Annotated in this window: 25 protein-coding genes and 1 pseudogene; 11 read left to right on the top strand and 15 right to left on the bottom strand. The window is 71.1% G+C overall.

The features are described from left to right. Nucleotides 1-64 precede the first annotated feature (64 nt). Nucleotides 65-577: a hypothetical protein gene (locus tag O4J56_RS06805; protein WP_270684424.1), complete on the top strand. Its 513-nt coding sequence runs from the start codon at nucleotides 65-67 to the stop codon at nucleotides 575-577. Here the strand turns inward: O4J56_RS06805 and O4J56_RS06800 are convergent. The 3 genes from O4J56_RS06800 to O4J56_RS06790 all read right to left on the bottom strand — a co-directional run bounded on the left by O4J56_RS06800 (nucleotide 574) and on the right by O4J56_RS06790 (nucleotide 2,504). Further along, on the bottom strand, nucleotides 574-984 hold the full coding sequence (locus O4J56_RS06800) for a hypothetical protein (RefSeq protein WP_270684422.1): 411 nt from the start codon (nucleotides 982-984) through the stop codon (nucleotides 574-576). The two genes, O4J56_RS06805 and O4J56_RS06800, sit on opposite strands and share 4 nt — an antisense overlap. After that, entirely contained in the window at nucleotides 981-1,262 is a 282-nt protein-coding gene (locus O4J56_RS06795) for a hypothetical protein (protein WP_270684421.1), read from the bottom strand. The genes O4J56_RS06800 and O4J56_RS06795 overlap by 4 nt, the downstream gene beginning before the upstream one ends. Nucleotides 1,263-1,331: 69 nt before the next feature. Continuing rightward, entirely contained in the window at nucleotides 1,332-2,504 is a 1,173-nt protein-coding gene (locus tag O4J56_RS06790; RefSeq protein ID WP_270684420.1) for a helix-turn-helix domain-containing protein, read from the bottom strand. Nucleotides 2,505-2,731: 227 nt separating this feature from the next. On the opposite strand from O4J56_RS06790, the gene O4J56_RS06785 reads away from it, so the two are divergent. Further along, nucleotides 2,732-3,145 (top strand): hypothetical protein, encoded by a 414-nt coding sequence (locus O4J56_RS06785; RefSeq protein WP_270684418.1) that lies wholly within the window; start codon nucleotides 2,732-2,734, stop codon nucleotides 3,143-3,145. A gap of 386 nt (nucleotides 3,146-3,531) precedes the next feature. Here O4J56_RS06785 and O4J56_RS06780 read toward each other — a convergent pair whose 3' ends face one another. Further along, entirely contained in the window at nucleotides 3,532-3,801 is a 270-nt protein-coding gene (locus O4J56_RS06780) for a hypothetical protein (RefSeq protein ID WP_270684416.1), read from the bottom strand. 642 nt (nucleotides 3,802-4,443) lie between these two features. Between O4J56_RS06780 and O4J56_RS06775 the strand changes: the two genes are divergently transcribed. Next, nucleotides 4,444-5,685 (top strand): replication-relaxation family protein, encoded by a 1,242-nt coding sequence (locus O4J56_RS06775; protein WP_270684415.1) that lies wholly within the window; start codon nucleotides 4,444-4,446, stop codon nucleotides 5,683-5,685. Between the two features lie 187 nt (nucleotides 5,686-5,872). Here O4J56_RS06775 and O4J56_RS06770 read toward each other — a convergent pair whose 3' ends face one another. From O4J56_RS06770 to O4J56_RS32200, 3 genes are all read right to left on the bottom strand, one after another. After that, nucleotides 5,873-6,346, bottom strand: coding sequence for a hypothetical protein (locus O4J56_RS06770; RefSeq protein WP_270684414.1), 474 nt, complete (start codon nucleotides 6,344-6,346; stop codon nucleotides 5,873-5,875). A gap of 21 nt (nucleotides 6,347-6,367) precedes the next feature. Next, nucleotides 6,368-7,273 (bottom strand): abortive infection family protein, encoded by a 906-nt coding sequence (locus tag O4J56_RS06765; RefSeq protein ID WP_270684411.1) that lies wholly within the window; start codon nucleotides 7,271-7,273, stop codon nucleotides 6,368-6,370. A gap of 161 nt (nucleotides 7,274-7,434) precedes the next feature. Beyond that, complete coding sequence (locus O4J56_RS32200; protein WP_270684410.1) at nucleotides 7,435-8,637, bottom strand: recombinase family protein; 1,203 nt, start codon at nucleotides 8,635-8,637, stop codon at nucleotides 7,435-7,437. 189 nt (nucleotides 8,638-8,826) lie between these two features. Here O4J56_RS32200 and O4J56_RS06755 point away from each other — a divergent pair, with 189 nt between their 5' ends. The 5 genes from O4J56_RS06755 to O4J56_RS06735 all read left to right on the top strand — a co-directional run bounded on the left by O4J56_RS06755 (nucleotide 8,827) and on the right by O4J56_RS06735 (nucleotide 10,956). Then, a complete protein-coding gene (locus O4J56_RS06755) occupies nucleotides 8,827-8,967 on the top strand; it encodes an acyl-CoA dehydrogenase family protein (RefSeq protein WP_270684409.1) in 141 nt (46 codons plus the stop codon). A 120-nt stretch (nucleotides 8,968-9,087) separates the two neighbouring features. Next, the gene (locus O4J56_RS06750) at nucleotides 9,088-9,489 is read left to right on the top strand and encodes a DUF2089 domain-containing protein (protein WP_270684408.1); all 402 of its coding nucleotides are present in this window, start codon (nucleotides 9,088-9,090) and stop codon (nucleotides 9,487-9,489) included. Beyond that, nucleotides 9,486-9,746 (top strand): hypothetical protein, encoded by a 261-nt coding sequence (locus O4J56_RS06745; RefSeq protein WP_270684407.1) that lies wholly within the window; start codon nucleotides 9,486-9,488, stop codon nucleotides 9,744-9,746. Before O4J56_RS06750 ends, O4J56_RS06745 begins: the two co-directional genes overlap by 4 nt. Before the next feature lie 20 nt (nucleotides 9,747-9,766). After that, nucleotides 9,767-10,162: an SHOCT-like domain-containing protein gene (locus O4J56_RS06740; protein ID WP_270684406.1), complete on the top strand. Its 396-nt coding sequence runs from the start codon at nucleotides 9,767-9,769 to the stop codon at nucleotides 10,160-10,162. Then, a complete protein-coding gene (locus O4J56_RS06735; protein ID WP_270684405.1) occupies nucleotides 10,159-10,956 on the top strand; it encodes an alpha/beta fold hydrolase in 798 nt (265 codons plus the stop codon). The genes O4J56_RS06740 and O4J56_RS06735 overlap by 4 nt, the downstream gene beginning before the upstream one ends. Before the next feature lie 13 nt (nucleotides 10,957-10,969). On the opposite strand, the gene O4J56_RS06730 is transcribed toward O4J56_RS06735, so the two are convergent. From O4J56_RS06730 to O4J56_RS06715, 4 genes are all read right to left on the bottom strand, one after another. Further along, entirely contained in the window at nucleotides 10,970-11,623 is a 654-nt protein-coding gene (locus O4J56_RS06730) for a response regulator transcription factor (protein WP_270684404.1), read from the bottom strand. After that, nucleotides 11,620-12,963 carry a sensor histidine kinase gene (locus O4J56_RS06725; RefSeq protein ID WP_408639092.1) on the bottom strand — a complete coding sequence of 448 codons (1,344 nt, stop codon included), beginning with the start codon at nucleotides 12,961-12,963 and terminating at the stop codon, nucleotides 11,620-11,622. The genes O4J56_RS06730 and O4J56_RS06725 overlap by 4 nt, the downstream gene beginning before the upstream one ends. Before the next feature lie 26 nt (nucleotides 12,964-12,989). Continuing rightward, nucleotides 12,990-14,960 carry a serine hydrolase domain-containing protein gene (locus O4J56_RS06720; protein ID WP_270684400.1) on the bottom strand — a complete coding sequence of 657 codons (1,971 nt, stop codon included), beginning with the start codon at nucleotides 14,958-14,960 and terminating at the stop codon, nucleotides 12,990-12,992. 118 nt (nucleotides 14,961-15,078) lie between these two features. After that, entirely contained in the window at nucleotides 15,079-16,596 is a 1,518-nt protein-coding gene (locus O4J56_RS06715; RefSeq protein WP_270684399.1) for an MFS transporter, read from the bottom strand. 75 nt (nucleotides 16,597-16,671) lie between these two features. Between O4J56_RS06715 and O4J56_RS06710 the strand changes: the two genes are divergently transcribed. Next, nucleotides 16,672-17,232, top strand: coding sequence for a TetR/AcrR family transcriptional regulator (locus tag O4J56_RS06710; protein WP_270684398.1), 561 nt, complete (start codon nucleotides 16,672-16,674; stop codon nucleotides 17,230-17,232). On the opposite strand, the gene O4J56_RS06705 is transcribed toward O4J56_RS06710, so the two are convergent. Next, the gene (locus O4J56_RS06705) at nucleotides 17,216-18,187 is read right to left on the bottom strand and encodes a GlxA family transcriptional regulator (protein WP_270684396.1); all 972 of its coding nucleotides are present in this window, start codon (nucleotides 18,185-18,187) and stop codon (nucleotides 17,216-17,218) included. The two genes, O4J56_RS06710 and O4J56_RS06705, sit on opposite strands and share 17 nt — an antisense overlap. Before the next feature lie 115 nt (nucleotides 18,188-18,302). Between O4J56_RS06705 and O4J56_RS06700 the strand changes: the two genes are divergently transcribed. Continuing rightward, complete coding sequence (locus O4J56_RS06700) at nucleotides 18,303-19,073, top strand: NAD(P)H-dependent oxidoreductase (RefSeq protein WP_270684395.1); 771 nt, start codon at nucleotides 18,303-18,305, stop codon at nucleotides 19,071-19,073. 151 nt (nucleotides 19,074-19,224) lie between these two features. Here the strand turns inward: O4J56_RS06700 and O4J56_RS06695 are convergent, their stop codons facing one another. The 3 genes and pseudogenes from O4J56_RS06695 to O4J56_RS06690 form a co-directional block, all read right to left on the bottom strand. Beyond that, nucleotides 19,225-19,413: a DUF397 domain-containing protein gene (locus O4J56_RS06695; RefSeq protein ID WP_408639091.1), complete on the bottom strand. Its 189-nt coding sequence runs from the start codon at nucleotides 19,411-19,413 to the stop codon at nucleotides 19,225-19,227. Next, a pseudogene (locus O4J56_RS32100) lies at nucleotides 19,414-19,491 on the bottom strand (DUF397 domain-containing protein); the annotation flags it as partial. Then, nucleotides 19,488-20,342 (bottom strand): helix-turn-helix domain-containing protein, encoded by an 855-nt coding sequence (locus O4J56_RS06690; RefSeq protein ID WP_270684392.1) that lies wholly within the window; start codon nucleotides 20,340-20,342, stop codon nucleotides 19,488-19,490. The pseudogene O4J56_RS32100 and the gene O4J56_RS06690, both read right to left, overlap by 4 nt. 171 nt (nucleotides 20,343-20,513) lie before the next feature. Between O4J56_RS06690 and O4J56_RS06685 the strand changes: the two genes are divergently transcribed. Next, entirely contained in the window at nucleotides 20,514-21,029 is a 516-nt protein-coding gene (locus O4J56_RS06685) for an ATP-binding protein (RefSeq protein WP_270684390.1), read from the top strand. The last annotated feature ends 43 nt before the right edge of the window (nucleotides 21,030-21,072 follow it).

Raw genomic sequence — 21,072 nt, 5'->3', positions numbered from 1 at the left:
TCCTAGTGACGTGGCGTGCCTCGCGGACTACATTTCTGGAGGATCGCAGGGAGAGGGAGGGGCAGTGCGCTTTCACCGTCAGGTCGACTTCTCTGGCTTCTCGGTGGAGGTCCCGCCGCTGGTCGTCACCCTCGACTCCGAGCTGGAGGACACCGACAAGGCGTTCTGCGAACGCATCGCCGAGTACGTCGAGTGGCACCTCGGTGAGGTGGTCCCGACCGGCGTCAGCGTCTCCGGCCACCCGGCGCGCGAGTCCGGGACCGTGCGGACGAAGACGCAGGGCAATCGGCTTGGGCGATACCTCGGTGGTTTTAGCGTCAGCGAAGGTCAGCCTCCGTTCCTCGACTACGTGCGCATCGGAGTGGGGTGGCCCTTGACCGTGGCATTCGCGGTGGGCGGCCTGTTCCTCTGGTTGGGATGGACAGGGCGGACTGATCTGGAGCTCTCCTTCGCCTCGGTCGGCCAGGTGCTGGGGTACATGGCGCTTGGTGCGGTCGGAGCCGCGGTCTTCTCGCTGGTCACTCAGTACGCGGCCTGGCGGGAGTGGGAGCCCGGCGAGGAGTTGTCCGAGTACTAGACGACGGAGTCCGGGCGTTCCCGGAGCGCTGCTTCGGCCATCCGTTCTCCGAGTCCCTCGGGCGACGGGGCACGGACCACGTTCCAGGCACCAGGACGAGATATCCGGGTGCGGCGGTGAGCCCACGCCCAGCGCGGGACTCCTTCGTCGCGGAGCTCGCAACTCACCTCCCAGACGTCGCCGTGGGACTCGCGGACCAGGTCGAGCGCCGTGTGGAAACGAAGCGCCTCTGCCAGCTCGTCCACGGTCTTCGCACGGACGGTCTGCGCTCCGGATTGGCCGGCGCGCTCGGCGATCCAGCGGCGCCGTTGTTCACGGCCGGTCAGCTCGGTGGACAGGGTCCAGGCGTGTCCGTGTACGGCCTTCAGCTCGTCCAGGCGCGCGAACGCCTCGGCCGGCCCCATCATTCGTGCACCCCGCCGAGGCCGGAGAAGCGGCGCGCGCATCGCGCCGGGGGAGACTCGAGCTCGGCTTGGAGTCGTTCCGGGGTGGTGGCGTGAAGGGTCGGGGCGGCGTCGGTGACGCCGATGTTCGTGGCCACCCAGGCGGCCGGCGCCCCGTCCTCGCCGACCGAACGCCAGATCCGCCACCGGCCGTGGTAGGCCGCATTGAGCTGGTTCAGCAGTTCCTGATCGCGGGCGTCCTTTGCGTCCCGGAGGTTGTCGTCGCAGGTCGTCGTGTCCATAACGGGAGGCTAGAAACGTCTGAAGCTCTCCCGGGAGACGACTGGTGGTGCCTGCCGAACAAGCACCAGTCACCACTCGAGCGAGAGCCGCTCGCGGTAGTCGGTCACGCGCCGCTCGCTGGGGTATCGGGCCGCCAGTTCGTCGAGAAGGAAGCGCGCCCAGGAGGGCAGGGCGCCGGAGCGGCGTTCGCCTTCCAGAGCCGCCGAACCCAAGGCGACAGCTTCGTCCAGGTCGCCGCGGCGGGCCGCGAGGACGCCGAGGTTGATGTTGGCGGTGGCCAGGCGCATCGGCCGGTACTCGGCGCCGCCGGGGCCGTAGCGCTCGGCCATCTCGCGGGCGAACTCCTCGGCGGTGTCGTTCCAGCCGAGCCAGGTGTAGGCGGTGGCGCCGTGGCTGGTGAGCTTGTCGGGGTCGATGCGGAAGTGGTGCTCGGGCCGCTCGACGGCCGGTAGGTCCCGCAGCATCGCCTCGGCCTGCTGCAGCACCGTGTGGGAGGCGGAGTCGCCCATGCGAGCGCGGGCCTTGGCCTCCTGGATGGTCAGCTGAACGCCCGCGTGCGAGGCACCCGCGCGGGCGCGGCCCGCCTCGGCCTCGTCGACGACGGCCTGGAAGCGGCCACAGCTCAGTGCGCTCCAGGCCGAGAGCTCATGTGTCCAGCCGATGATCTCGCCGTGGTCGGCCTGCTCGCCGAACTGGCGGGCCAGGCGCCGGGCGGCCTCGGAGGCGGTGTTGTCGCCGCAGTCGAAGTAGACCGAGCCGAGCAGGGTGGCCAGCCATCCGCCGGCCACGAGCAGGGCGCGGTGTTCGGCGAGCGTGCTGCGGCGCTCCAGCAGGTCCAGCACTTCGCGCATGAGGCCCTTGGCCTGGTCGCGCAGGACCGGCCCGGGTGTGGTGGGGTAGGCGCAGCACAGCTCGTCGACGGCCGCGGCCACCATCTCCACGGTGCCTGAACCGACGTCGCTGGCGCCTGCGGCTCGGGCGAAGGCGAGCATGTCGCCGACCTCGCCCCCGGGGCGGGGCGGGGGCGCGCTGGCTCGGGCGGCAAGGGCGCCGTCGGCATGAAGCGCGTGGTCGATCTGCTCGGCCATCGCCCGGGTGACGGGCTGTTTGCCGGACAGGACGCGCGAGAGGTAGCCGTGGTCGAAGTTGGTGCGGCGAGCGAGCTCGCGCACGGACATGCGGCGTTCTTTGAGTAGTGCGCGGACGGCTTGGCCGAACGGGGGCGGGGTAGGATCGGACATGGCTCCGCTCTCCTGATCAGGTCGCACTGTTCAGCCTAGAGCGGAGCTTCTTCATGTCGGGGCGGATCGGCCCGACGACAGGGAGCGGGCAACGGCCGGGGCACATGCCTCCACTGCATCCCCTGCGCCGCAGGCGATCCCGCACTCACTCGACCCCGGATGCTCTCACCTGGGCATACGGTCGCAAGCTGGGCACTCCAACATTCCTGACCACCAAGGAGTGCCCCATGCCCGAGTCTGACGTCGTCCGCCTGTCAGCGCTGATGCTGGCCCACCGCGACCTGCTCCAGGTCCGCAACATCACCGGAACCCTGCCGCTGGTCGCCAACGCCGCGTCCCTGCGCGGGGCAATCACGCCGATCGTGTCCGCCGACGCGGTGCTGCCGACGGCCGCGGTCGTGCCGCTCCCGCCGCGCGGCCCCCTCGGCGCCGAAGCCCTGAGCGGGGCGCCCCGCCTACGGGCGTCCGACGCCGAGGAAGACCCCCAGGGGCTGCTGGAGCGCCTGGAGGCCGGGCCTGTGGTGCTGTGCGGCCTGCGCTGGGACGAGCGGGCGGTGCTGGTCAAAGCCCTGGCCGTGGCGCCGTCGGCGGTCGAGGCGGCCCGGATCGTGCAGGCCGCCGCTGGCCGCAGACGCGTGTGAGGCCAGCATCCCTCAGAGCAGGCTCGTGCCCTGCTGCCCGGGGGCGGCGAACGCGCGCTGCTTGTTCGGCCGGCGGCTTCAACAAACGTTGGTCTTCTGACGGCGTCGGGCGGGCGCCTCGACGCCCACCCCGCGTCGGTGTAACAGCTCCACCCCGCAGAATGTGTCGATCTCCATGTCGGGGCGGATTGGCCCGACGACGGGGGCAACGGCCACAACCGTCCCCACCCGCAGAAACCGCAGAAGGCGCAGAATCCGCCGTGCGGGTCTGTTAGCAGCGCAGACGCCACCCCTTGGCAGGAAGCGCAGAAGTCCGCAAAATCCCCGGGCGACCACGCAAAAAGGCCCCCAGGGGGGCGGGGCTACGGCGAGGAGGCGGAGCGGCTCTAGTGATCGGGGGTGCTGGGGCCGGTGTCCGGCTGGTCCTCCCGCACGGCGCTGGTGCCAGTCACTCCCCGAGAGCTGAGCATGGCTTGGGCTGCGGCCCAAGCCAGGTCGCCATTACCCGTGCGGGCCGTGGCCCGCCACCCGGTCGCCGGGTGGTGAGACGCGTAGGCGTCGTCCAGGCCTGCCTGGCCGAGCCACTCGACCAGTGCCACCGCGCTCGCCTCGGTACTGGTGTGCGCGATCACGCGGTGGGTGTCGTGGGTGTCCATGTCCTCATCCTCTCCGTTCGTCGCTGCCACAAGGGAGGGCCCAGGGGCGCGCGAGCGCCCAGCCGCCGCTTTTTGCGCGAGCACGCTGGCTTTCTGCGGCGTTTCTGCGCGCTCCGGCTTGAGGGCACCTGAACAGCGGCAACGTGGCTATTGCGGGTTCTGCGGTTTGTGCGGGCACCCTCGAGGGAGTGGCCGCCCTCGGCTTCCGTTTGCCACGAACGCATAACGCCACAAGGTGGGCGAGGGTGCATCCCGTTCGTGCCAGGCGGCACACACTGCCAGCAGAGGGCGATTCGAGCCCCGCTGTCACATGCCGACGGTGCACCGGCGTTATTCAAGGAGCAGCCGAAGGGACGTCAGGGCTGGCCGAAGAGAGGTCTACGCGCCATGTTGCGCAGACCGGCGCGCACAGGGGCGCGCAGCAACGTGCGCATGGTGGCGCGTTGCGATCGGATGGGTAGGGAACGGGATCGCCGCCAGGGCAGCGCAAGCGCCCGCCGCGGCGGGCGCCGACATCTCTTCTTCTCTCATAGAGAGAAGAAGAGATGATCCCCTGTCCTCCTCGCTCCCGCTGAGGCACTTCGCCGTCCTCGCCCCGGCTGGCCGCTGCATCAGACCAGTACTGGTAACCGGAGAGACCCCATGGCATCCCGATCGCGCTCGGCCTCCACAGCCCCCTCGTTCCGCCTGACGCCCCTCCAACAGAGTGCCCTCCTCGCTCTGTCCCACCACCGACTGGTTCTCACCTCCCAGCTCCAGCGCATGCTCCGGCCCGCCACTTCTACGCAGCAGTACCTCCGCAAGGCTCTTGCAGGACTGCGTGACGCCGGGCTCGCCGACCGCGTGCACCGACCCAGCGGTGGGGACTCGGTCTGGTTCGCCACCGCGGCCGGCACCGACATTGCCCAGCAGCACGGCGGAGTCCAGGAACGTCCCTACCGGATGGACCTCAAGCGTGCCCAAGGGCCGCTCCAGCGCCACACCCTGGACGTCGTCGAAGCGGGCCTCTGCTTCTTGGAGCACGCCCGCAGTAACCGGATCGCGATGACCCCGTGGGACTGGACCCCGGAAGTCGCCCACCGCATCAGGGACGGGCAGCGCCCCAGGCGCAGCTTCAACGAGACCCACATCATCAGCGACGCCGTCATCGACGCGGTCCTGCCCCAGAAGCACAAGAACAGCAACTGGCACTTCCACGCCTTCTTGGAGATCGACCGCGGTACCGAGTCGGTCCAGCGCCTGGCAAGCAAGGTCACGGCCTACGGGCGCTACTACCGCTATCGGCCCGGCGCCGACCACAAGGACCTCAAGAAGCTCCGGACCACGACCCGTGAGCTACCGGAGCTGGCGTGGTCGGAACGCTACACCTGGTTTCCCGCTCTGCTGGTGATCCTGGCCGGCCAGCCGGAGGAGAAACTGCGCTCCCGCATCCGACAGCTCCAGGTGCGCACGGCCCCAGTGCCGGTCTCCTTCGACCACAACTCCTTCAGAGCAGGAGTCACCACGCTGGAAGAGCTGCGTACCCACGGACCGGGGGCGGAGATCTTCAAGCCGCTCGGTGCGGGCTGGAGGAAGCGGGGGCGGTTCAACGCCCGCCTTGTGGATGAGCCTGCCCCTGAACCCGATCCCGGCCCGAAGCCGGACCCGGTAGAGGAGCACAAAGCCACCCAGGCCGCCATGCAACACACGATCACTGAACAGAACCGTGAGCTGGCCGAGCTGCGGAAGGAGAAGGATCTGGCCAAGACCATGTTGGCCGCCGCGCACGAGGACAACGCCGAGCTCCACCGCAAGCTCCAGGCCCAGCAGCGGGAGGCCGAGAAGCGGGCGCTGGCAGAGCACGCGCCATATGCCAGAAAACGGCTGTTCCGCAAGCGGCGGTGAGCACTCAAGGAAGGGTGTCGACGTCCAAGGCCGCGTCCAAGCGCAGCAGCGTCTGCGGGCTACTGGTCAACACCGGCCATAGCCGCACCCGGGCGACGAAGGCCACGTGAGCCGTCACCAGGTCGAGGTCGGGCGTGTGGGACCGCGCGTTCGCCAGCCTGCCCGACCCGCCTGGTGGTCTCCAGGTTCAGCTCGTCCAGGACCACGCCCCGTTCTGAGACAGCAGCCGGTGCAGCTGCTCCCGGCCCGCCAAGGGCAGTCGACCGAGAGCTTCCCCGAGCGCGGCGGCCGGCACCGACAGGCGGGCCTCGGGCGAGCGCAGCGCGACGGCCACTCGGGCACGGGCGTACTCCCGACCGCGGGCAAATTCGTGTAGGGCGCTGGGATCGAGAATGCGGCCCTGGGGCATCAGGAGAAGGGTTCCATGCCGAAAGGGATCTTCCCTCCTGCTGAACGGGCTGTAGTTAACCATGCCCGCGTGAACGCAGGTTCCCCCACCAAGTGCTCGCTGCCAGAGGATCCGAAGGACAGCTCGTGCAGTGTCAGACCCAACCTGCTCGTCCTCGTAATCGCTGGGGATGATCACCGTTCGATCGGGATCGAGATCAGCCATCTCCGACAGCGCGACAAAAATCGCCTCGACAGCCGGTGGCCACTCCAAGTGGCCTAACCCTTCCCCTTTTCAGGCGCTTGGAGCCTCTGGTGTCTGGTTGCGCCAGGGCGCTTTCTCGTCAGCGAGGGTGTCGAGCATGAGCTGGCACCAGGTGGTCGCCGCGTTCACTGCCAGGTGGGCATGACGGGCGCCGAGCCCCGCCCGGCCACTTACGGGCCCGTGGCCGGTGCCGTAGCGGTTGCGCAGCTCTCCTACGGCGTTGGCCATGTTGGAGGCCGCCCCCAGAATCTGCTTCACGGCGTTGTGCCCGTCTGGCCCTGGAACGTGTGCTGACGGATGCAGCCTCAGAGCCTGCTGTGCGGATTTAACCAGAGCGGGGAAGTCCGCTCGATCGTCCACGGGGAGGCCGCGCGCGTCGAGCACGATCTTGGCCGTGCTTTCGATCAGCTCCTTGGCGCTCCCGAGGACCTGTGCCGGGTCATCTGCGATGGCGCGTTGGATCCGCCGCAGGTGTTCGTGGATCGCGGCTGGATCCTTCAGATTCGCCAGCGACCGCTCAGGCAGGATCGGGGTGAGGCGGGCGTCGTCGAGTGCGATGAGCCGTTCACGGGGCGGCTCGAACAGCTCGTCCAGGATCTGCCGCCGTGCCTCCCATGAGCCGTACCCATCGTTGCGAAGCCAGTAAGTGCGAAACTTGGCGAAGTCGCGGAATGGCACCTTGAGATCCACGCCCACGCGGCGCGTCATCGCTTCCAGAGTCCGGATCGCGTTCTCGATCTCTGGGTTGGTCAGGACCTCCTCACTGTTGGTGCTGAAGGCCTCCAACTCGCTGCGGACCAGATCCAGTAGCGCCAGCGCTGCACGGATGTCATCGGTGCCCTCGATCGGGCCGTGGCGAAGCGAGATGAGGAGGTCTTCGTTGAGCTCGGGGAGGGTCCCACGGATCGGCGAACGGGTTGTCAGCGGCCGCCTCAACGGGTCGCGTCACGAAGAAGTCGCTCGACTTCACGGTCACTCCACTCGGGTCGGTGGTTCCATCGGGAACCGGATGCTGGTCCGATAGTGCCTGATCGGTAGGTCCTGGTGTGCCTGCATTTCAGTTCTTTCGGGGCCGGGTCCTTGTGAAGGATGCCGGTTCAGGGCAGCGGGCGGGGTGGGAGTTCGACCACCATGTGCGCGCTGGTGATCAGTTTCTCCGCGACGTCCTCTCCCAGGCAGATGGCCAGTGCCTCCTTGCCCGACGCACAGGCGATCCAGGAAGCGTCGGAACGGGAGACGAGCCGGTCGACAGCGTCGATCAGCGCGCCCTGGCCCGCGGCCATCACCGACTGGACCATGGGATCGTCCACGGCGAGTTCCCTAGTGATTCCGACTCTGTTGTCGACGCGGTCGGTGAGGTCGTCCATGAAGGTGACCGGGGTGCCAGCCTCGAAGTCCCTCGGCTTGTAACTGTTCTTGTAGACGAGGTCGTAGGACTCGTGCACGCTGATGTCCTTGGTCGGGTATCCGGCATCCAGAATCCGCTTGATCATGGCGTAGGCGTGGTGGGTCTTACCGCTCCAGATCGGCCCCAAGAGCAACAGCCGTGTCGTGGCACCGTTGAGCACCGAATCGCACCACTGATCCGCCTCGGCCAGCGTGGTGGTGGCGTCGGCGAAGCGTGGGGGGATGATCGTCATCGGGGTCTCCTCAGAGGTTGGAATCGACGTGGTGCGGCGGCCACCGGACAGCTCCGGCACGTGCTTGTACAAGGTCGAACGGGACACCCCGAGCAGACGGGCGATGGAGGCCACGGAGTTGTCGGGGCGGCTCAGCAGGTCGCGGGCGTGGCGGACCTGCTCCGGGGTCATGGCTGGGGGTCGGCCCAGGCGCTTGCCGGAGGCGCGGGCGGCGTCCAGGCCCTCCTTGGTGCCCTCGACGATGACTTCGCGGATGAACTCGGCCAGGGCGGCGAAGACGTGGAACACGAGCCTGCCACCGGGTGTGGTGGTGTCCAGGGCTTCGTGCAAGGAGCGGAAGCCCACCCCGGCGCGACGCAGATCGCCTACGAGGGTGATGAGGTCCTGGAGTGAGCGGGCGAGCCGGTCCAGGGCGGGGACGACGAGGGTGTCCCCGGGGCGCAGGTAGGCCAGACACGCTTTCAGCTCGGGGCGCTGGGCGTTCTTCCCCGACTTCTTGTCGGCGAAGACCTTGGCGCACCCGGCCGTTTCAAGGGCGCGAAGCTGGCGGTCGAGCTTCTGTTCGCGGGTGGAGACGCGGGCGTAGCCGATCAGCGCCCCGCCGCCGGACGCCGGCGCGGGAGCGAGGGGGTCGTCAGGGAGCGCGAGGGCGGTGTCCACCCCCAGAGTGTACGAAAAACGGTGCTGTCGGATTAGATGAACACCAGAAGTTTCCAACACGTTTTGCGGGCGCAGCGGTCGGCGTCTTGGCGCTTGCGATCGGGTGACCGACGCACGAAGTCGTAGCCCACCGCTGTTCCGTCCCTGTTCCGTCCGGGACTGGGAACCAACGAGAAACGACGGGTACTCGTGAGCGAGGTTCATGCAGGTGAAGCACCCTCTACGGAGGTCCGCCGCTGGTGGCGAAACACCACCTCGTTGAACACTCAAATCTACGAGGGCACCAACCAGATCCAGCGCATGGTGATGGCCCGCCAGCTGCTGAAGTAGGCCCCGCGGGGCACCGGAGGGCCCCGGCCGCCACGAGCGGCCGGGGCCTTCTCTATGTCCAGGGTCGACTTAAGAAAATTAAGGTTTCCGCCTTGTAGACTCAATAAAATCAAGATAGACATGACGTTGTCGAAGACGGCGAGAGCGAGGAGGCCCGGGGTGGACTGGCAGGCGTTGACGGACCTGACGCGCGGGGAGCCGTTCACGGTGGAGCGGGTGCGGCTCACCGGAAGCGGGATCGCGGTCGAGGGCGACTTCGAGCCCCCTCAGCTCGCCCGGCTCGCCGCCGAGGACCAGGTGTTCGTCGCGGCGTTCCTGCGGGCGCACGGGTCGATCAAGGAGATGGAGCGGACCTTCGGGATCAGCTATCCGACGGTCAAGGCGCGGCTGAACCGGATCGCCGGGCAGCTGGAGTTCGTCGACACCGACCCGGGGCCCAGCCGCGCCGACGTGGTCGACCGCCTGCGGCGGGGGGAGATCACCGCCGAGGAGGCGCTCGCCGAACTGGAGGGCGGGCGATGATCCCCCAGCTGGTGACCGTGCGGCGGCGGCGCTCCGACGGGCGCTGGCGGACACTGCACGTCCCCGTCGTACCGGTGGCCGTCGTGCTCGCACCGCTCCTGCTGATCGGGGTCCTCGCGGGGGCGGCCGTCTGCCTGGCCCACCGTGTCGGCCCGGCGCGCGCGCTGGCCGCCGCGGGGAGGGTGCTGTGGGCGCTGCCCGGGACCCGGTTCGAGGTCGAGGAGGGCGGCGGCGCCTTCCACGTGAGCATCAGATGAGTGAGGCGAAGGGACACGACATGAGCGAAGAACGACGGCAGATCCTCGAAATGGTCGCCGAGCAGAAGATCGGCGCGGACGAGGCCGAACGGCTGATCGCCGCCCTCGACGACGGCCGCCCCGCCGCGCGGCCGAAGTACCTGCGGGTGCTGGTGGACGCCTCCGACGGCGGCGAGGGGAACAGCCGGATCAACGTCCGCGTCCCCCTCGAGCTCCTGCGCGCCGGGGTCCGGCTGGCGGCCCTGGTCCCCCCGCACGCCCTCGCCCGGGCCAACGCCGAGCTGGACAGGGCCGGGGTGCCGATCGACCTCACCGAGCTCAAGCCGCAGGACCTGGAGGCGCTGATCGACCACCTCGGCGACGTCACCGTCGACGTCGACGACCCCGACGCGAAGGTGCAGGTGTACTGCGAATGACGGGGGACGCATGGAGCGGCATGGTGCCGGTCGACGACACCGCCCTGGCCGTCACCGACACCGGCCGCGCCGGGCCCCCGGTGCTCTACCTCAACGGCCAGTTCGCCACCCAGGGCTACTGGCGGCGCACCATCGCCGAACTCGGCACCGGCTGGCGCCACATCACCTATGACGAGCGCGCGCGGGGCAAGAAGTCCGGGCTCTCGGCCGACTACTCCTTCGAGGCCGCCGTGCGCGACGTCGACGCCGTTCTCGACGCCCGGGGCGTTGAGCGCGCCCTCCTCGTCGGCTGGTCCTACGGGGCGTTCGTCGCGGCGCACCGCGCCTCGCGGTACCCGGAGCGGACCCTGGGCGCGGTCCTGGTCGACGGGGCCCAGCCCTACGACTGGCTCACCGACGAGCTGAAGGAGCGCATCCGCACCTCGTTCCGGCGATTGGGCCGCTTCGCCTTCCTGCTGCGCCCCACAGGCCTGGTCCCCCGGATGACCCCCGAGGAGATGGCGGCCAGCAACATCGAGCTCGGTGAGATCGCCCGCGCGAGCGAGCTTGGCCCGGTGCTGGACGCCATCACCGTCCCCACCCGGTACGTCGTGGCCTCCGGGGCGTCCCTGGGCAGCCACGGCGACGAGCAGGAGATCATCCGCAGCAGCCTGCCGGGGGTGACCGAGCGCAACGCCAACATCGGCATCAGCGCCAAGGTGCCCAGCACCCACGGCTCGATCCTCAGGAAGGACGCCCCCGCCATCGCCCGGGCCGTCCGCGAGGTCGCCGCCGCGGCCCGCGACGGAGCCTGAAGGCGGCGCCGCGTCACCGTGCCACCCCGTTCTTGTAGGCCCAGACCACCGTCTGCACCCGGTCCCGGGTACCGATCTTGGACATGGCCCGGCCCAGGTGCGACTTGACCGTGGTGGTCTCGATGAACAGCGCCTCACCGATCTCGGCGTTGGACATGCCCTGGGCGAGCAGGCGCACGATCTCGGTCTCCCGGGCGGTGAGCGCGGCCGCCGCCCCCGCGTCCGGGGCCGCGGGGGCGCGGCGGCGGGCGAACTCGGCCATCACCCGGCGGGTGACCGCCTGGTCCACCAGGCCGTAGCCGCCGGCCAGCCGGCGCACCGCCCCGACCAGGTCGTCGGGGTCGGTGTCCTTGAGGACGAACCCGGCGGCGCCCGCCTCCAGCGCGCCGAACACGTACTCGTCCAGGTCGAACGTGGTGACGATGAGGATCTCGGGGGGATCCTCCGGAGCGGCGGCGAGGATCTCGCGGGTGGCCGCCAGGCCGTCCCCGCCCGGCATCCGCACGTCCATGCAGACCACGTCCGGCCGGAGCAGCGCGGCCTGCCGGACGGCCTCCGGACCGTCGCCGCACTCGCCGACCACCTCGATGCCCTCGGCCAGGTCCAGGATCACACGGAACCCGGCACGGACCACCTTCTGATCGTCCACCAGCAGCACCCTGATCACCGCGGCACCTCCAGCCGGACCCGCCAGCCTCCGCCGGGCGCCGGCCCGGCCTCCAGCACGCCCCCGACCACCTGCGCCCGCTCCCTCATTCCGATCAGCCCCATTCCGCGCGGGACGCCCTCCGGCACCTCGGATCCCCGGCCGCCACCGTGCGGCCCCGGCTCCGGCTCCGCGTTCTCCACCTGGACCGCGACCCGCGCCTCGGTGTAGTGCAGCAGGACGTCCACACGCGCCCCGGGCGCGTGGTCCCGCGCGTTGGCGAGCGCCTCCTGGGCCACCCGGTAGACGGTCACGTCGGCGACCGGAGGCAGTTCGCGGCGTTCACCCTCGACGGCGAAGCCGACCTGCGCCCCCAGGGCGCGCTCGGCCCGGACGAGCCGCTCGACGGCGTCCGCCCCGGGGACGGGCGCCCCCGCCTCCGACGGCGCCTCCTCCCCCGGGTCGCGCAGCGCACCCACGGCCAGGCGCAGGCCGTCCAGCGTCTCCTTGCCCTGCGTCCGGATCCAGCACACCGCCTCCCGCGCCGCCTGGTCGTCGCGGCCCACCAGGCGTTCGGCCGCTCCGGCCTGCACCACCATCCCCGACAGGTGGTGGGCGGCGATGTCGTGCAGTTCCCTGGCCATGCGCGCGCGTTCGGCCATGACCGCGTTCGCCGCCTTCTCCTCCTGCCGCTGGACGGCCTCGGCCGCCCGGAGGCGTACCAGCTCGGTGTAGTCGCGCCGGGTCGCCACGACGTAGCCGATGAACGCCGATCCCCCGTACATGGCGACGGCCACGGCGAGCAGGCCGGCCGCCACGACCGGGAGGCCCTCCGGGGTCCTGGGAAAGGCGACGGGGACGGCCCGGTCCCCGATCAGGGCCTCCAGGAGGCGTCCTGTGACGAGGGTTCCGGCCAGTGCCGTGGCCGCGGTCACGGTGGCAACGACCCTGACCGCCCGGCGGGCGGGCAGGTGGGCACCGCAGGTGTAGGCGGCGATGAACGGGGCGAGCCCCTGGGCGGTCACGTGCGGGGGCATCAGGGACATGACCCCCACGTGCGTGAACGCCACCACGCCCACGCACAGGACCGGGCGCGTGCGCCGCAGGCACAGCATGAGGGACTGCCCGTACACCAGGAGCGCGAGCAGGGCCGTGGCCGCCGGGGACAGGTGGACGCCCTCCCGGTTCTCCAGCACGCCGGAGAAGACCCAGAGCAGTCCGGTGGAGACGGCCGCCATCGCCACGGCCAGGGCGCAGTCGCGGGAGAAGGGCGTCCTGAGCCCGAGGCGGTCGAGTCCGTCGTCCAGGAGGACGAAGGCGCGGGGGCGGGGCGCGGGGGGCGCATCGGTCACGGAAGGCATCATGCCGTGTCGCCGTCGCATTCCTGTCAGTAGGTCAGGTCGAAGGAGAGCATGCTGTGGGCGGCCGCGAAGAAGGCGGTCCCGGCCAGGGCGAGCAGCACGAGGGCGCTGCCCAGGCACCGCTTCCACCCGGCCCTGCGGCGGACGTCGCCGACGAGCACGACCGCCGCGGGGACGACGCCGGCGACGCCGATGAGCTGCGCCACGAGGACCGCCCTCAGCGTGTCCTGCGCCATCGGGGCGAACGTCATGACCTGGAGGAAGGCCGCCGTCCACCCGCCGAGGGCGACCAGTGCGCTCCCGGCGCCGATCCGGGTCAGCACCCGGGCCGTGCGCCCGGCGCGGTCCCGGGCGGGCCGCCCGGAGCGGCGCCGCAGCACTGCCCCGACCGGCCAGGACACTGCGGCGGCGAGGAGGACGGCCGCCGAGGCCGCCAGCACCGGGAGGGTCAGCGCGGAGTCCCGGTGGGCCGCGACCGGCAGCAGTGTGAAGGCGCTGTTGTAGCCGATCGCCTCCACACGGCCGTCCTCTACGCGCATGGCGATCCTGCGCTGACCGTCGACCTCCTGCCACACCCACGGGGCGACCTCCTCGTAGGCCACAGGGGTCATGGTGTCCGGGCTCGGGGTGAGCAGGATGGTGCCGTCCTCGCGGGCGGTGATGCGCGTCTGGGCGCCCAGCGGGCTCATGGCGTTCATGAAGGTGCTGTGCGGGACCTGCGACGTCTCATAGGTACCCGCCGCCATCTGTGCGTGCTCGGCGGCGGTCGGCTCGACGGCGGCCTCCTGCGCGTCCTCGGCCGGGAGGTAGCGGTCGGCGAAGCCGGACCGGAGCGCGTCGCGCACCTCCATGGAGGTGAGGGCGTCCCCGCCGTTGAGGGCGACGAAGATGCCGACTCCGTCGTCGGGGTAGAGCGTCAGGTGCGAATGGAAGACGGCGGTGTCGCCGCCGTGCCCGAGGACGCGGCGGCCGTTGCGGTCCTCCTCGAAGAGGCCCAGCGTCATGCGCGGCCCTTCGGCCAGGGCGCCCAGGGACGACTCGTCCAGGGCCGGCGATTGCATGAGCTCCAGCGTCCGCGGCTCCAGAACGTTGCGGCCCGGCTCCAGCGCGTCCAGCTGCGCGAGCATGAACCGCGCCATGTCGGTCGCCGAGGTGGTCATCCCGCCCGCGGGCACGTCGGCGATGGTCTCGAAGGGCTCCGCCGGAGCCGAGGCGTCGGCGTATCCGCCCGCCATGCGCTCTTCGAGCGCGCCCGGGAGGGGCTGCTCGAAGGTGGAGGAGTCCATGCCCAGCGGTTCCAGGACCTCCCGGGCGACGTAGTCCTCGAAGGCGGTGCCGCTGACGTTCTCCACGACGTACCCGGCCAGGGCGTTGCCGTAGTTGGAGTAGGAGGGCACCGTGCCGGGCTCGTAGACCTGCTCGGGCGGGTCGGTGGACAGGTGGGCGCGCAGGTCGGGCTCCTGGCCCTCGGGGAGCATCATCCCGGCGAACCGGTCCTCGAAGCCGGCGGTGTGCGAGAGCAGGTGGCGCAGGGTGACCGGTTCATCGAAGCGGGTGGGCAGGTCGAAGTCCAGGTACTCCCGCACGTCGGTGTCCAGGTCCACCTCTCCCTCCTCGACCAGCCGCATCACGGCGGTCGCGGTGAACAGCTTGGAGACCGACCCCGGCCGGAAGAGCGTCTCCTCGGGGTCGACGGGGACCACGCGTCCGCCGTCGGCCCCGGTGCGGGCCTCGCCGTAGCCGCGGGCGGTGAGGAGCTCGCCGTCGGCGACGACGCTGACCGCCGCGCCGGGGACCCCGGCCCCCTGCAGCGACTCCGGCACCACGTCGTCGAGCCAGGCGTCGACGTCGGCGGCGGTGAGCTCGGGGGCGGCGGTCGTGGCGGTGCCGGCGTCCGCGGCGGCGGGGACGGGCCCAGCCGCGAGAAGGGCCGCGGCGGCGAGGGCGGCCAGGCCCTTCGCCGCCGGGCGTGTACGGGGGGTCGGTACGGGGGGCATCGCTTCTCTCCTGCTCCGCTCCGGTTCGTCGATGGCCGTGACGAGCCTCGCGGAGCAGGGGGTCCGGGCACATCGTGCGCGGGTGCCCAACCGGTCTGCTACCTGAGGAGCAAGCGCCTCACCTCCCCCGCAGGGCGAGGGCCGCGAACACCGCGACCGCCGCCATCACCCCCGCCCCCGTCAGGGCCGCGGCGTTCATGCCCTCGGTGAACGCCGCGAAGGCGGTGTCGAGCAGGGCGGTGCCTTCCCCGCCCATCGCCGCCGCCTGCTCGGCGGCCGCGGCGACCGTCTGACCGGCCGCCCCGTCCGCGGCCGCCGAGGCCTCGTCGCGCATCGTCTCCCGGTACACCGTGGCCGCGATGGTGCCCAGGACCGCGATGCCCAGTGCGTTGCCCAGCTCGACGGCGGTCTCCGCCACCCCGGACGCCGCCCCCGCCCGCTCGCGCGGCGCCGATCCCAGCACCAGGTCGTTGGCCAGCGAGCCCACCGCCCCCACGCCCAGGGTGACCACGATGTAGGCGCCGATGAACAGCGGTACCGGCGAGGTGGGCCCCACCGTCCCGATCGCGGCGAACCCGAGCGCGCTGACGGCCAGGCCCGTGGCGATCACCGCCCCGCGCGGCACCCGCCGGACCAGCGCCCCCGCCACGGCCACGCCGACGACGGTGCCGAGGAAGGTGGGCAGCGCCCACAGCGCCGCCTGGAAGGGGCTCAGGCCGTGCACCACTTGCAGGTAGGTGAAGGCCAGGAAGCCCATCCCGGCGGCGGCCAGCGCGACCGACGCGTTGGCGGCGACGGCCGCGCTGAACGCGGGGTTGCCGAACAGGCCCAGGTCGATCAGCGGGTGCGCGGCCCGCCGCTGGCGCAGCACGAACAGCGCCCCGCCGGCCAGGCCGACGGCCAGGGCGAGCCAGGCGGGGGCGTCCATTCCGTATTCGGCGGCGTGCTTGACCGCGAAGACCAGGCCCAGCAGCGCCGCCAGCGACAGCAGCGCCCCCGGCAGGTCGAAGGCCCCGCCCTCGGGCGCCCGGGACTCGGGGACCAGCAGCGGCGCCGCGACCAGCAGCAGCACCATCACCGGCACGTTGATCAGGAAGACCGACCCCCACCAGAAGTGCTCCAGCAGCAGGCCGCCGCTGACGGGCCCGGCCACGGCGCCGCCGCTGAAGGCGGCCGTCCAGGCGCCCACCGCCGCGCGGCGCTGTCCGGGGTGCGCGAAGAGCCCGCAGATCAGGGCCAGCGTGGAGGGGGCGAGGGTGGCCGCGCCGATCCCCAGCAGCACGCGCCCGGCGATGAGCAGCTCGGCGGTGGGGGCGAAGGCGACCAGCGCGGAGGCCGCGCCGAAGGCGGCGCCCCCGGCCAGCAGCAGACGGCGGCGGCCGAACCGGTCGCCCAGCCCGCCCATGGCGATCAGCAGGGACGCCATGACGAACCCGTAGACGTCCATCATCCACAGCCATTGCGCGGCGGTGGGGTCGAGCGCGGCGGCCAGCGCGGGCGCCGCCACGAACAGCACCGTGATGTCCATCGACACCAGCAGGGCGGGCAGCAGCAGGACGGCCAGCCCGGCCCAGGCGCGGGCGCCGGCGCGGGGCGGGTCCTCTTCGGCGGTCGGGGTGGCGCGTGTCGTCTCCATGGCTCGGATCGTACGTACGTCAAAGACGCCCGTCAATATGTACGTACGTCAAAGGAGCGCGGTAGGATGCCCGCCATGAACCACCGCGACGACCTGCTCGAAGGCGCCAAGAAATGCCTGGTGGAGAAGGGATACGCGCACACCACGGCGCGCGACATCGCCGCCGCCTCCGGCGCGCACCTGGCCTCCATCGGCTACCACTACGGCTCGAAGGACGCGCTGATGCACGCCGCGGTCATCTCGGCGGCCAGCGAGTGGGGCGACACCGTCGCCGAGGCGCTGGAGGCGGTGCGGGCGCCCGACCCCCAGACGCGGCTGGCCGCGCTGCTGAACCGGCTGCGCGCGAGCCTGCCCGAGGACCGGGACCTGCTGCTCGCGACCGTCCAGGCCTACGCCGAGGCGCAGTTCTCCGACGACCTGCGCTCGGCGCTCGCCGCGGCCTACAAGGAGGCCCACCGGGAGTTCGCGCGGCTGCTCGACCCCGGCTCCGAGGACACCCCCCAGGGCCGCGCGCTGGGCAGCGCCGCCTACGCGCTGTTCTCCGGCGTCATCCTCCAGGCCCTGATCGACCCGGACGCCCTGCCCGACACCGACGCCCTGATGGCGGCCCTGCGCCGCCTCACCGGGGCGGAGTAGGCCCCCGGAAGGTCCGGCGGTACTCGGTGGGCGGCACCCCGGCGTCGGCGTTCATGTGCGCCCGCAGCGAGGCCGCCGTGCCCAGCCCCGCCTTCTCGGCCACCCGGTCCACCGGCAGGTCGCTCTGCTCCAGCAGCTCGCGCGCGTAGGCCAGGCGCTGCCGGTGCAGCCAGCGCGCGGGCGACTCGCCGGTCTCCGCGCGGAAGCGCCGGGTGAAGGTGCGCACGCTCATCGACGCCCGCTCGGCCATCTCGGCCAGCCGTATGGGCCGGGACAGGTCGGCCTCGGCCCAGGCCCGCGCCGCCGCCGTCGCCCCGCCCCGGGCGGGGCGCGGCACCGGCCGCTCGATGTACTGCGCCTGGCCGCCGTCGCGGTGCGGGGGGACGACCGTGCGGCGGGCGACCTCGGCCGCGACCGCCGCCCCGTGGTCGCGGCGGACCATGTGCAGGCACAGGTCGATCCCCGCGGCCACGCCCGCCGCGGTGAGCACGTCGCCCTCGTCGGTGTAGAGCACGTCCGGGTCCACGCGCACGGCCGGGTAGAGCCGCCTCATCAGCCCCGCCGAAGCCCAGTGCGTGGTGGCCCGCCGCCCGTCCAGCAGGCCGGCGGCGGCGAGCACGAAGGAGCCGGTGCAGATCGAGGCGTACCGCGCCCCCGGCGGGATGCGCGCGAACGCCTCGGCCAGCTCCCCCTCCAGCGGCCCACCGCGCGGTTCGTAGTCCACGTCGGAGGCGGGCACCACGACGGTGTCGGCCTCGGCCAGGACCTCGGGACCGTGGTCGACGTTGAAGGTGAAGTCGGCGTCGGTGCGGACCACGCCGGGGCGCACGGCGCAGGTGGTGACGGAGTACAGCGGAGTGCCGTCGGCGGAGCGCGCCTCACCGAAGACGCGGTGCACGATCCCGGTCTCCATGGGAAGCGCGCCGTCACGGACGAGCAGGGCCACACGGTGCATGGCCCGATTCTTGCGCATGTCGGCCGACGGGCCACTCGCCGGGGTGCGCCCCGGGGCCGGAGGATCGGTGTGTTCCCGAGACACGGCTTCGAGACACGGCCAGGAGAGCACCGAGATGAACGTCCTCTGGGTCTTCGCCCACCCCGACGCCCGCTCCCTCAACGGGGCCCTGCGCGACACCGCACTGCGCGCGCTCGCCGAGGAGGGGCATGCGGTCCGCGAGTCCGACCTGTACGCGATGGAGTGGAACCCCGTCGTGGGCCCCAGCGACTTCGGCCACGACCCCGCCGAACGCCTACGGGTGGCCGCGGCCTCCAGGGACGCCAAGGAGTCCGGCACCCTCGCGCCGGACATCGTCGCCGAGCAGGAGAAGCTGCTGTGGGCCGACACGGTCATCGTCCAGTTCCCCCTGTGGTGGTACGGCGTCCCGGCGATCCTCAAGGGATGGTTCGACCGCGTCCTCACCCTGGGGTTCGGGTACGGGGTGTACGACCCCGGCACGGGGCGCGCCCTGCGCTACGGCGAGGGCCCGCTGTCGGGCAGGCGCGCGCTCGCGGTGACCACCGTCGGCGCCCGGGAGACCTCGATCGGGCCGCGCGGCGTCAACGGGGCCATCGAGGACATCCTCTTCCCGCTGAACCACGGCACCTTCTGGTACACGGGCATGGACGTGCTGCCGCCGGTGGTCGTGCACAGTGCCGACCGCTCCACGGCCGAGGACGCCGAGCGCGCGGGCAAGCACTTGGCCGAGCGCGTCCTGGCGGCCTGGCGGACCGACCCGATCCCCTTCCGCTCCCAGAACGGCGGCGACTACGACGACGACCTGGTCCTGCGCCCGGAGCTGGCCCCCGGCGAGAACGGGAACGCCGCCCACCTGGTGCGCTAGCCGATCCACCGGCCCGAACCCGTATTGATCTCGGGGAAGTCGGGCTAAAGAGGCCCGTCTTAAGCCCGACTCCCCCGAGATCATCGGCGGCGGCCGTCCTCGCGGCTGACCGCATCAGCGACGGAGACGGAGTGAGGGGGAGGCACGGGGGTTAGAAGGCGTCCCGCTTGGCGGCGTCGACGAAGGCGCGCCACTCGGGGGAGCCGAAGAGCAGTGCGCCGAGGTCACGGTGCTTGGTGTCACGCACGGCGCTCGCGCCCGGGGCGTCAGCGACCTCGACGCAGTTGTTGGCGTCAGGAGAGGTGTAGCTGGACGTGCGGAAACGAGAACCAGAGGCCATGTAGGCGACCTCGACGCATTCACCGTGCGAGCCGCTGTAACTCGAGGTGAACCACTCTCTCCAGTACCCCTGGCTCATGAGGATCTCCCTTCGTACCGCTTCATCAGGTCGTTCAGAAGGTCGCGCGTCTGGGGCGTGTTGGCCCCCGCCGCACGCAGGTGATCGAGGAGCCGACGATGCGCAGTGACCTCCTTGTGGTCGTCCAGCAGAAGGTTCCTGGTGTGCGCCTCGATGTAGATGACCTGCATCGACGGCTTCTCAAGCTCCAGTAGCACGAATGATCCTGTCTGTAGTGCAGCGTGGGCTCCCGCCGAATTGGGGAGTACCTGCAGGTCGATCCGTGGGTGCTTTGTCATGGAGATCAGGTGCTGGACCTGTGCGTGCATCACGGCGGGACCACCGATGTGCTTCTCCAAGGCCGCCTGATCGATGATCGCCCACAGCAGTGACTCGCCGGCCTCCCAGTTGTCCTGGCGCCTCATCCGCACTTGCTGTAGGCCGTCAAGCTCCTCCTCGGTCGCTCGCGGATGCCCCGCAGCGAGGATGGCACGCGCATAGTCGGCCGTCTGAAGCAGCCCCGGCACCAGGCGGTCCTGGTATGTCGAAATCTGCGATGCCGAGTTCTCCAGGTCGATGTACTGGCCATACGCCCTGGCGACGTCGGTCTCCTGCCACCAGACAGGGACGGCGGCCTCGGCGCGAAGGGCGACCAGGCGTTCGGCCTCGGCTTCGGGAACCTCGAAGTAGGTCAGAACCTTGCGCAGCTGGCGCTCTCGGGGAACGGTCTCCCCCTTCTCCCAACGGACGAGCGTGCTCGCATCGACATCGAGGTCCTTCGCAAGCCGCCGCTGTGCGATGCGTCCGCGCAGGTCCGTCAATGCGCGAGCGAGCTGCCATTGCGCAATGGTCGGGTTCTCGTCTGCGGCCATGGCCCAAGACTGCCTCTCTCCAGGGGTTCCCTACAAGTCAAGTATGCAATGCGTGCTTGCAAAGCAAATCTTCAAAGCGTGTTGCAATGCATGCACGCATTGTGCTTCAGTGTAGACCCGATCACAAACGGTGACCGCACGACCCCGTGGTCGATCACTCCTGGAGGCCCCATGTCCGCCTCGTCCCGCACGCCGCGCCCGCCCAGCTTCCGGTCGGTGCGGTGGGAACCGCGCATCTACCCCGGCACCCTCGCCCAGGCTTCGCGGGTGCGCACCCACGTGCGCACCGACCTGAAGGGGTTCCCCGACGACGCCGTCGACAGCGTCGAGCTGTGCTGCTCCGAACTCTTCGCCAACGCCGTGGCCTACACCGCCTCCGGGCACGAGGGCGGGGAGGTGGTCCGCCGCCTGTGCCTGCACCGGCCCGACATCCTGCGCCTGCAGGTCACCGACTCCGGGTGGACCGCCACCCGGCCCGCTGTGCCGGTCGACCGGACCGCACGCGACTGGGCCGAGGCCGAAGGCCAGCGCGGCCTTCTGCTCATCGATTCCCTCGCCCGCCGGTGGGGCTACTTCCCCGTCCTGCCGCACCCGAGCCTGAACCTGGGGCTGTGCGTGTGGGCGGACCTGCCCGTCGACCCCGACCAGGTCCCCCGGGGCCTGGAGCCCTTCATCTTCACCGCCTGAAACGAAGAAGCCCCCAAGACCGCTGCGGCCGCCCCGGGAGGGG

The sequence above is a fragment of the Nocardiopsis endophytica genome, from assembly GCF_027706725.1.
Classification (GTDB): Bacteria; Actinomycetota; Actinomycetes; order Streptosporangiales; family Streptosporangiaceae; genus Nocardiopsis_A; species Nocardiopsis_A endophytica.
Note: the sequence above shows the minus strand (reverse complement) of the source record. Positions and strands in the feature narration are given on the sequence as shown.

Excerpts from the sequence above, each read along its gene's own strand:
- O4J56_RS06800 (WP_270684422.1), bottom strand. The coding sequence starts at position 984 with ATGATGGGGCCGGCCGAGGCGTTCGCGCGCCTGGACGAGCTGAAGGCC.
- O4J56_RS06795 (WP_270684421.1), bottom strand. The coding sequence starts at position 1,262 with ATGGACACGACGACCTGCGACGACAACCTCCGGGACGCAAAGGACGCC.
- O4J56_RS06790 (WP_270684420.1), bottom strand. The coding sequence starts at position 2,504 with ATGTCCGATCCTACCCCGCCCCCGTTCGGCCAAGCCGTCCGCGCACTA.
- O4J56_RS06785 (WP_270684418.1), top strand. The coding sequence starts at position 2,732 with ATGCCCGAGTCTGACGTCGTCCGCCTGTCAGCGCTGATGCTGGCCCAC.
- O4J56_RS06780 (WP_270684416.1), bottom strand. The coding sequence starts at position 3,801 with ATGGACACCCACGACACCCACCGCGTGATCGCGCACACCAGTACCGAG.
- O4J56_RS06775 (WP_270684415.1), top strand. The coding sequence starts at position 4,444 with ATGGCATCCCGATCGCGCTCGGCCTCCACAGCCCCCTCGTTCCGCCTG.
- O4J56_RS06750 (WP_270684408.1), top strand. The coding sequence starts at position 9,088 with ATGACGTTGTCGAAGACGGCGAGAGCGAGGAGGCCCGGGGTGGACTGG.
- O4J56_RS06745 (WP_270684407.1), top strand. The coding sequence starts at position 9,486 with ATGATCCCCCAGCTGGTGACCGTGCGGCGGCGGCGCTCCGACGGGCGC.
- O4J56_RS06740 (WP_270684406.1), top strand. The coding sequence starts at position 9,767 with ATGAGCGAAGAACGACGGCAGATCCTCGAAATGGTCGCCGAGCAGAAG.
- O4J56_RS06735 (WP_270684405.1), top strand. The coding sequence starts at position 10,159 with ATGACGGGGGACGCATGGAGCGGCATGGTGCCGGTCGACGACACCGCC.
- O4J56_RS06725 (WP_408639092.1), bottom strand. The coding sequence starts at position 12,963 with ATGCCTTCCGTGACCGATGCGCCCCCCGCGCCCCGCCCCCGCGCCTTC.
- O4J56_RS06720 (WP_270684400.1), bottom strand. The coding sequence starts at position 14,960 with ATGCCCCCCGTACCGACCCCCCGTACACGCCCGGCGGCGAAGGGCCTG.
- O4J56_RS06715 (WP_270684399.1), bottom strand. The coding sequence starts at position 16,596 with ATGGAGACGACACGCGCCACCCCGACCGCCGAAGAGGACCCGCCCCGC.
- O4J56_RS06710 (WP_270684398.1), top strand. The coding sequence starts at position 16,672 with ATGAACCACCGCGACGACCTGCTCGAAGGCGCCAAGAAATGCCTGGTG.
- O4J56_RS06705 (WP_270684396.1), bottom strand. The coding sequence starts at position 18,187 with ATGCACCGTGTGGCCCTGCTCGTCCGTGACGGCGCGCTTCCCATGGAG.
- O4J56_RS06700 (WP_270684395.1), top strand. The coding sequence starts at position 18,303 with ATGAACGTCCTCTGGGTCTTCGCCCACCCCGACGCCCGCTCCCTCAAC.
- O4J56_RS06695 (WP_408639091.1), bottom strand. The coding sequence starts at position 19,413 with ATGGCCTCTGGTTCTCGTTTCCGCACGTCCAGCTACACCTCTCCTGAC.
- O4J56_RS06690 (WP_270684392.1), bottom strand. The coding sequence starts at position 20,342 with ATGGCCGCAGACGAGAACCCGACCATTGCGCAATGGCAGCTCGCTCGC.
- O4J56_RS06685 (WP_270684390.1), top strand. The coding sequence starts at position 20,514 with ATGTCCGCCTCGTCCCGCACGCCGCGCCCGCCCAGCTTCCGGTCGGTG.